The organism is Mesorhizobium sp. WSM4815, assembly GCF_055811575.1.
The window spans coordinates 102527-110196 of record NZ_JBVVQS010000081.1 but is presented as its reverse complement, the minus strand read 5'-3'; the positions used below and the strand labels follow the sequence as shown (position 1 = coordinate 110196).

General features: G+C 64.7%; 10 protein-coding genes. 4 read left to right on the top strand and 6 right to left on the bottom strand.

Going from position 1 to position 7670, the window contains the following annotated elements; translation table 11 throughout:
- Positions 1 to 145: 145 nt before the first annotated feature.
- From AC0L2B_RS07085 to AC0L2B_RS07070, 4 genes are read right to left on the bottom strand one after another with little or no spacing between them, the layout of a single operon-like run.
- Positions 146 to 661 carry a GNAT family N-acetyltransferase gene (locus AC0L2B_RS07085; RefSeq protein WP_473744723.1) on the bottom strand — a complete coding sequence of 172 codons (516 nt, stop codon included), beginning with the start codon at positions 659 to 661 and terminating at the stop codon, positions 146 to 148.
- Complete coding sequence (locus AC0L2B_RS07080) at positions 658 to 1464, bottom strand: copper homeostasis protein CutC (RefSeq protein WP_473744722.1); 807 nt, start codon at positions 1462 to 1464, stop codon at positions 658 to 660. Before AC0L2B_RS07080 ends, AC0L2B_RS07085 begins: the two co-directional genes overlap by 4 nt.
- A gap of 34 nt (positions 1465 to 1498) precedes the next feature.
- Positions 1499 to 1624 (bottom strand): hypothetical protein, encoded by a 126-nt coding sequence (locus AC0L2B_RS07075; protein ID WP_473744721.1) that lies wholly within the window; start codon positions 1622 to 1624, stop codon positions 1499 to 1501.
- Positions 1625 to 1645: 21 nt separating this feature from the next.
- Positions 1646 to 2554, bottom strand: a complete 909-nt coding sequence (locus tag AC0L2B_RS07070; protein WP_473744720.1) for a LysR family transcriptional regulator — start codon at positions 2552 to 2554, stop codon at positions 1646 to 1648.
- Between the two features lie 126 nt (positions 2555 to 2680).
- On the opposite strand from AC0L2B_RS07070, the gene AC0L2B_RS07065 reads away from it, so the two are divergent.
- Genes AC0L2B_RS07065 through AC0L2B_RS07055 form a run of 3 tightly spaced genes read left to right on the top strand, consistent with a single transcriptional unit; the run spans position 2681 to position 4772 of the window.
- Entirely contained in the window at positions 2681 to 3184 is a 504-nt protein-coding gene (locus AC0L2B_RS07065; RefSeq protein WP_473744719.1) for a nuclear transport factor 2 family protein, read from the top strand.
- Positions 3185 to 3243: 59 nt separating this feature from the next.
- On the top strand, positions 3244 to 4221 hold the full coding sequence (locus AC0L2B_RS07060) for an alpha/beta hydrolase (RefSeq protein ID WP_473744718.1): 978 nt from the start codon (positions 3244 to 3246) through the stop codon (positions 4219 to 4221).
- A complete protein-coding gene (locus AC0L2B_RS07055; RefSeq protein WP_473744717.1) occupies positions 4218 to 4772 on the top strand; it encodes a nuclear transport factor 2 family protein in 555 nt (184 codons plus the stop codon). Before AC0L2B_RS07060 ends, AC0L2B_RS07055 begins: the two co-directional genes overlap by 4 nt.
- 61 nt (positions 4773 to 4833) lie before the next feature.
- On the opposite strand, the gene AC0L2B_RS07050 is transcribed toward AC0L2B_RS07055, so the two are convergent.
- On the bottom strand, positions 4834 to 5688 hold the full coding sequence (locus tag AC0L2B_RS07050) for an AraC family transcriptional regulator (protein ID WP_473744716.1): 855 nt from the start codon (positions 5686 to 5688) through the stop codon (positions 4834 to 4836).
- 100 nt (positions 5689 to 5788) lie between these two features.
- Here AC0L2B_RS07050 and AC0L2B_RS07045 point away from each other — a divergent pair, with 100 nt between their 5' ends.
- Complete coding sequence (locus tag AC0L2B_RS07045; RefSeq protein WP_473744715.1) at positions 5789 to 6961, top strand: amidohydrolase; 1173 nt, start codon at positions 5789 to 5791, stop codon at positions 6959 to 6961.
- Between the two features lie 98 nt (positions 6962 to 7059).
- Here AC0L2B_RS07045 and AC0L2B_RS07040 read toward each other — a convergent pair.
- On the bottom strand, positions 7060 to 7670 hold a 611-nt coding region (locus AC0L2B_RS07040), incomplete at its 5' end, for a hypothetical protein (RefSeq protein ID WP_473744714.1).

Below are 7670 nucleotides of genomic sequence, written 5' to 3'. Positions count from 1 at the left end.
AGGGCAGTAGGGCAGTAGGGCAGTAGGGCAGTAGGGCAGTAGGGCAGTAGGGCAGTAGGGCAGTAGGGCAGTAGGGGAGTATGTTACGTCGCTCGCCGACCCAGCCAATTTACCCTGTTCCCTACTCCCATACTGCCCTACTCCCTTACTCCCCTACCTGCCTGGTATAGTAGCGCACCGCCTTCTTGCCGCCGTGGATCACCGCGTCACCGACCTCGACGAAGCCGAGCGCGGCGTGAAAGGCATCCGAAGCCGGGTTGGGCGGTTCGGCATTCACCTCGCAGGTGACGATGGTCTGGCCGGCACGCGAGACATGGTCGAACAGATCCTCATAGAGCCGCCGGGCATGGCCGCGGCCACGCGCTTCTCCCGCAACGACGACGCGGTCGACATAGACGAAGCGCGGATAGCGCTCGCGGAACCACAGGAAGTTCGGGCTGTCGTAGCGGGCGTCCTGGTCGAAGGTCATGATGAAGGCTTCGAGCGCGCCGATGCGGCGCGCATAGAACGTTTCGTCGAGCAGGAAGGACAGGCGTCCTGGCTCAAGCCACGACAACTCGGCCGCGTGCGCGTTGTTGAGGGCGAGGATGGCGGGCTCGTCCTGCGGCGAAACCCGGTCGATCGGCAGGCGTGCCTGCGTGTTTTGCTGCTTCGGGATCATGCTCTCGCCGCCGCAATCGTCGCCGCCACCAGCGCCGCGTCGGTCACCGTGTTGCGGTACTCGCGGTCGAGGTCGGTGCCGCCCATGCCAACCCGCGGATTGCGGTAACGCATGACGCTCGGCACGTCCTTGAGTGCGGCGAAATGCATTTCGGTCAGTCCGGTTCTTTCCCGCACCTCGGCGATGTTGTTCGGGTCGAGCCCGCCGCAGCCGAGGATGATGATGCGCTTCCCCGCCTGTCGGACGAAGTCCGCCAGCAGGGCCACGCCCTCCAATGCGGTGTCGCGCTGGCCGCTGGTCAGCACGCGGCCGACCTTGCTGCGGATCAGCGCTTCCAGCGCATCAGTCGGATCGCGCGTCATGTCGAAGGCACGGTGGCAGGTGACGTTCAAATGCCCTGCCGCCTGCACCAAGTCGCTCATCCGCTTTTCGTCGATGGTACCGTCGGCATTCAGGCAGCCGACGACGACACCGGCGACGCCAAGCTCGCGCAGCGCGCTCACATCGGTGAGCATCGAACGGTACTCGGCGTCGCTGTAGAGAAAATCGCCGCCGCGCGGCCGCACGATGACGTGGAATGGGATCGTCGCCAGTTCGAGAGCTGCGCGCACCATGCCAAAACTCGGTGTGACGCCGCCCTCGACGAGGCTGGCGCAGAGCTCGACCCGGTCGGCGCCGGCGGCTTGCGCGGCGAGCAACCCATCGATGCCTTCGACGCAGATTTCGATCAGCGGCAGGCGAGGGCGTTCGGTGTCGGTCACAGGGCGATCCGTTGCTGTTTCAAGATTTGCAGCCCTTAGCATCGGGCTCCGTGCCGCGAAAGCCGGAACTCTTGGCTCAACGGTCGACGGGTTGTTGCCGTTTGCAATGCGGCCAATCAATGCCTTCAACCGCCTCAACGCTGCCACCCGGCAGATGGTCGGCGCCTGGGGTGAGCCGGACCGGCTCGCCGATATGCGTCATGGCTGGTTTCGCGGCGGCGCATCAGATCCGCAAATTGTGCGCGTTGGCGCGGACGAAATCGATGAACGCCCGCAGCTTTGGCGGGACGAGGCGACGGCTGGGATAATAGAGGTGGAGCGGTTCGTAGGTGGGACAGAAAGGCTCCAGCACCTTGACCAGCGCGCCTGAGGCGAGAAGCGGCGCAGCGAGGCCTTCGACGGCAAAGGCCAGGCCAAGCCCTTGCGCGGCGGCGGTGATGCAGAGCGGCAGTGTGTTCACGACCAGACGTGCGTCGGGCGTGAACTCGACCTGGCGTCCATCGACAACGAACTCCCAGGGCGAGATGGCGCGGGTGCGGGTGAAGGCGAAGGCGATGCAGCGGTGGGCAGCGAGGTCGGCGGGCCGCTTCGGCGTGCCGTTACGCGCCAGGTAGTCGGGGCTGCCCAACACCACCGTCTGCAACGGCCCGCCCAGACGCGCGCCGATCATATCCTTTTCGAGAAGCTCGCCGATCCGCAGGCCGGCATCGAAGCCCTGCGCGGCGATATCGACGAAATTGTCGTCGAAGATCAGGCTAAGCCGCACCTCCGGGTAGGCATCCATGAACGGCCCCATCAGCGGCTCGATCAGCAGCGGCGCGGCGATCCACGGCAGGCTCAGGCGCAGCGTGCCGGCGGGGCGGTCGCGCGTCTCGCGCAGTGTCGCGCCTGCCGCCCGGATCTCCTCAGCCGCTGGGCGCACGTGGTCGAAATAGTGGGCTCCGGCTTCGGTCAGGCCGACGCTGCGGGTCGTGCGGTTGAGGAGCCGCACCCCGAGACGCTCCTCGAGGCCCTTGACCGCCTCGCTGAGCGAGGCCGGGGCGACGCCGAGTTCGGCAGCGGCGCGGGTGAAGCTTTTTGCCTCCGCGACCTTCACGAAGGCGACGATGCCGCTGAACTGGTCGAGTCGCATTGTGAGGATATTCCAAATAGCTTTGTCGGACTATACGGGTTTTTCCGGTGAACCAAAAGCCTCATGTTGGGCCCGACGAACGGCCTCGCTGTTGCGACGGCTTGATCAGGCAAGGAGACAGGACCGATGACCAGGCTCGCTTCGCTCGCCGCCGGCGCTCTCCTGGCGGTGTCCGCCGCCCCCGCCAACGGCGGCCCGCAGGAAGACCGCAACATCCAGTTGATCAAGGACTATTACGCAGCCTATGCGACCGGGAACCCTGAGGCGGTTCGGCCCTTCCTGGCGGCCGACATCCTGTGGCGCATTCCCGGCCATCATCCGCTGGCCGGCGACAAGCGCGGGCCGGAGGAAGTGGTCGCCTTCTTCCGTGGCCTGGCCGACGGCAAATTCAGGGCTGAGCCGATCTTCTTCCAAGCGCAGGGCGATCTCGTCGTCGATATCCATCGCGGATGGTCGAACGTCGGCTCAGGTCCCGAGATCGACCAGCTCTACACGCTGATGTTTCGCATCAGGGACGGCAAGATCGCCGAGGCGCAGAATTTCTTGACCGACATGTACCAGTCGGACGCCTTCTACTGGGCGCACTACAAGCTGAAGCCACTGCCCGGCCGACTGGCGGATGACCGCTGAGACGGTGGCCTTTAATCCATCGCGCCGCGCTTTTCGTTCCCGGCCAAAGGAGATTTGCGATGTTGAAAATCCTGACGCTAGCCACGGCAACCGCTGTCGCCCTCGGCTCAAGCGCCTTCGCCGCATCGCGCGTCGAGCGCGTTGCTTTCGCCTCGCACGGTGAGCAGATCGTCGGCGATCTCTATCTGCCCGAGGATCTGGACGCGAAACCTCGGCCCGCGCTGGTCGTGACCGGCGCCTGGATGACGGTGAAGGAACAGATGCCGGCCCGCTATGCCCGCGAGCTGGCCGACCGCGGCTTCGTCGCATTGACCTTCGATTTTCGCGGTTGGGGCGAGAGCGGCGGCGCCCGCCGCCAGTATGAGGACCCCAGCGCCAAGGTCGCCGACATCGAGGCGGCGGTCGCCTATCTCGCGGCCCGGCCAGAGATCAGCAAGGACCGCATCGGCGGGCTCGGCATTTGCGCCAGCTCCGGCTACATGGTCACTGCCGCCGCCAAAAATGCCGCGATCAAGTCGGTCGCTTTGGTCGCGCCCTGGCTGCACGATGCCGAGGTGGTCGAGCAGACCTATGGCGGCAAGGACGGCATTGCCAGGCTTGAAGCCGTGGGTGATGCGGCCGAGGCCGCCTATCGCCGCACCGACAAGCAGGCTTTCCTGCCCGCCGCCAGCCTGGCCGACGAGCGGGCGATCATGTTCAAGGTGCCTTACTATACAGAGGCTGGTCGCGGCATGATCCCGGCCTGGCGCAACGAGGCCGACCCGGCCTTTTGGCGCGGCTGGCTGACATTCGATGCGATCCAGGCTGCCCGGCGCCTGCATCAGCCCTTGCTGATGGTGCATAGCGAGGCGGCTGCCATCCCGCAGGGCGCGCGCAAATTCTATGCGCGGCTGACCGGGCCGAAGCAGCAGCTGTGGCTCGACAACGTCACCCAGTTCGACTTCTACGACCGCGCTGCGCCGGTGAAGTCGGCGAGCGACGCCGTTGCCGCGCATTTCCGCGCCACGCTGGGCGGTGCAGGGGAGGCGGGACAATGAGCCCCGTCACCCGCCGGTTTGTTTTGGCCTCGGCAGTTTTTGCCGCGACGCTTACCGCTCTGCCCGCCTTGAGCACCATGCAGTCCACGGCTGCGCTGACGAGCGAAGACAAGACCGCCATCGCCGAGGCGGTGGCGGGGATCGGCCTCTATGCCGATTTGCGCGAATGGGATCGGGTAAAATCCTATTTCACGACCCGCGTCACGACAGACTATAGCAGCCTTTTCGGTGGCGAAGCCGCGACCAGCGACCGCGACGCGCTGATTGCTCAGTGGCAAGGCCTGCTGCCGGGCTTCGACGCCACCCAGCACCTTATCACCAACATCGTTGTCGAAGGCGCGGGCAACGACGCAGCCGCGCGCAGCCATGTTCGCGCTACCCATTGGATCGACACGCGGTTCTGGACGGTCGGCGCCAGCTATCTGCACCGGCTGGTGCGGACGCCCGAAGGCTGGCGCGTCAGCGCCATCTCGATCCATCGCTTGTACGAGGAGGGCGACCGCGCCGTGCTGGCCGCCGCTGCGGACCGGGTGGAGGCGGCGGCGAAATGACAACGCAAGGTTGCGCCGGGAACCAATTGGCGCCGACATTGGTGGTCCGGCCACTGCCCGATCATTTCATGTCGATGTGAACTCGGTTTGGTTCGGGAGTTCTGCCTCTCCTGAACATGCCTGGCGTCATGCCATGCATGGTCCGGAACGCACGGGAAAGATGGCTCTGGTCGGCGAAACCTGCCGCAATGGCGGCCTCGGCGAGGCCGAGCCCCTGTTCGATCAAGAAACTGGCGCGACGCAGTCTCCGGTCGCGGATATAGGCTGCAGGCGTCAGGCCAATCGCTTTCTTGAAATCCCGGATGACCTGGAATCGGGTGACGCGCGCGGCGTCGGCAAGCCGCTGCAGGTCGAACTGCGAGCCAAGGTCGCTTTCGACAAGGTTCTCGTAGAGCGAGAACCTCTGTCGCGATCCCGAGCTTTCGATCTCCTCTACCCGCCCGCTGCAATCGCCATGCCGAACGATGAGATGCCTCAGCGCGACGAGCAGCGACGTCTCGGCCTGCGTCGCGTCTGGTGAGGTCGAGCTCTGGTGTGCTGCCATCAATGCTGCGGCGAGATCGCTGTCTTCGATATTCGGACGTGAGAACACCGGAGCGTCAGCCCCGCCCAGCTCGTGGGCGAGCTCCGCCATCAGCGGCACCGGGGGATAAAATGTCCGATAGGCCCAGCCTTCGTCCGCACCCTGTTCCCCGTCATGCCACTCCTCGGGATTGACGACAGCAATGGTGCCTGCCGGAGCGACAATTTTGTGGCGTCCGATGCGGATGCGTTCGCAGCCAGCGGTGATCAGCGCGATCACATAGGTTGGGTGCGTGTGCAGCTCATAGCGATGCTGCGTGAAGCGCGCCTTGAACAGGCCAAGCTCAGGGAAGCTGGGGTGGCGCCAGTATTTCCTGGTCTCTGTCGCGTCCACGGCTTTTGTCCCTGCAGCGGTCAATCTGGTTCAAGACGCCTGTTGTGCGACCTTCTAATCGTGATCCAAACCGCCCTTTGCGGCTTGGAAGGAGAGCATCATGCTGCATAATGACCCGATCGCCGCTCTGACTCCAGAGATCATAGCCTGGCGGCACCACATCCATTGCAATCCCGAACTCGGATTCAAGGAATACGAAACGGCGCGTTTCATTGCCGAGAAACTGCGCGCCTTCGGCCTCGACGAGGTGCATGAGGGGATCGGCGGCACCGGGGTCGTCGGCGCGCTGCGGAGCGGCACGGGCACACGCGCCATTGGCCTTCGCGCCGAGCTGGACGCGCTTCCGGTCGTCGAGAGGACCGGCTTGCCCTATGCGTCCAGGAACGAGGGCGTGATGCACGCCTGCGGCCATGACGGCCACACAGCCATGCTGCTCGGCGCGGCCAGCCTGCTCAGCCAATCCCGCGCCTTCGACGGCACCGTCTACTTCGTCTTCCAGCCAGCCGAAGAAAACGAGGGCGGCAGCCTGCGCATGATCGAAGACGGCCTGTTCGAGCGCTTCCCGGTCGATGCGATCTATGCCGTCCACAACTGGCCGGGCTTGGAGCAGGGGACGATCGCCGCTCGCGCTGGAGCACAGATGGCGGCCGTCGACAATTTCGAGCTGACCTTCGAGGGTTTTGGCGCGCATGCCGCCATGCCGCAGCTCGGCGACGACCCGATTCTGGCCGCGGGCGCCTTTGTCCAGGCGGTTCAGCGCATCGTCAGCCGCTCGGTCGATCCGCAAACCGCGCTGGTCGTCAGCCTCACCCAGATCCACGGCGGCAATGTCGGCAACATCGTGCCGGGCAAGGTCTGGCTGCAAGGCACCTGCCGGTTTTTCGAGCCCGGTCATTCCGATCATTGCGAGAAGCTGATCGGCGAGATCGCCCACGGCATTGCCGTAGCCCATGCGCTCAAGGCCACGCTCGACTACAAGAAGGGCTATCCGCCGCTCATCAACACGGCTGACGCCACGGTCCGCGCCATCGCGGCAGCCGCCGCCACCGTCGGCAGCGAGAACGTCACGACCGAGTTCAGCCCGAGCCTCGGCTGCGAGGATTTCGCCTTCATGATCCGCGCGGCAGGCGGCTGCTACGCGTGGGTCGGCGTCGGCGATGTCGGGCCCGGCGAGGGCCTGCACGGCGACCGCTACGTCTTCAATGACGAGATCGTGCCGACCGTGCTGCGCTACTACGTCAATCTGGTCGAGCAGACGCTTCCCGCCTCGTGAACCGTCAGAGCGAAAACTGACGGCTCAGCGGGAAAATCGATCTGAATGCTATTCGTGGACGATAAGCCGGGAAGGAGTCAGGCGCGATCCGACGCATCTCAGCCGGCTGTGGCCACGAGTTGCGTTACGCGGACGGGATTTTCCAGCACTGCCAGTGCGGTATCGGCCTGATTTTCATTGACCTGCGCCATCACAAAAATGACGCCTTGTTCAACGTTCGGCTCACCCGGCTGTTTGGCAACATCGGCAGATGCCTGGAGAAGCCCACCCGCAAGGCCGCCGCAGGCCCCACCGACGAGGGTTAGGCCAGCCACCGCTCCGACAGGATCAATGCCCGTGGCCTCAAAAGCACCCAGGCCGATTAACAGACCAGCGGCCGCGCCAAGCGCGGCTCCGCCCGGACCACGCAGGACAGCCCTGATTTCGTCGTCGTAAGGTCCGATGACGCTGATCTGTTCTTGAGAAACTCCTGCCGCCTGAAGCGCGGCAACGGCACGCGCTGCCTGGTCGCGGGAATCGAAAAGTCTGCTGATTGTTCGCATTCTGACACTGCCCATCGCATAGTCGCGCGCCCCGCGGTTAGAAGCGGCGGGGGGGGGCGCCCCACCCGGTGAGGTGACAGAAATATATTTTAGAAAATTGGTGTGGCGGGGTAAAAAAAAAAAGTGGGATTTTGAAACACCACCGAAGGATAAAAGACCGAGGGGAA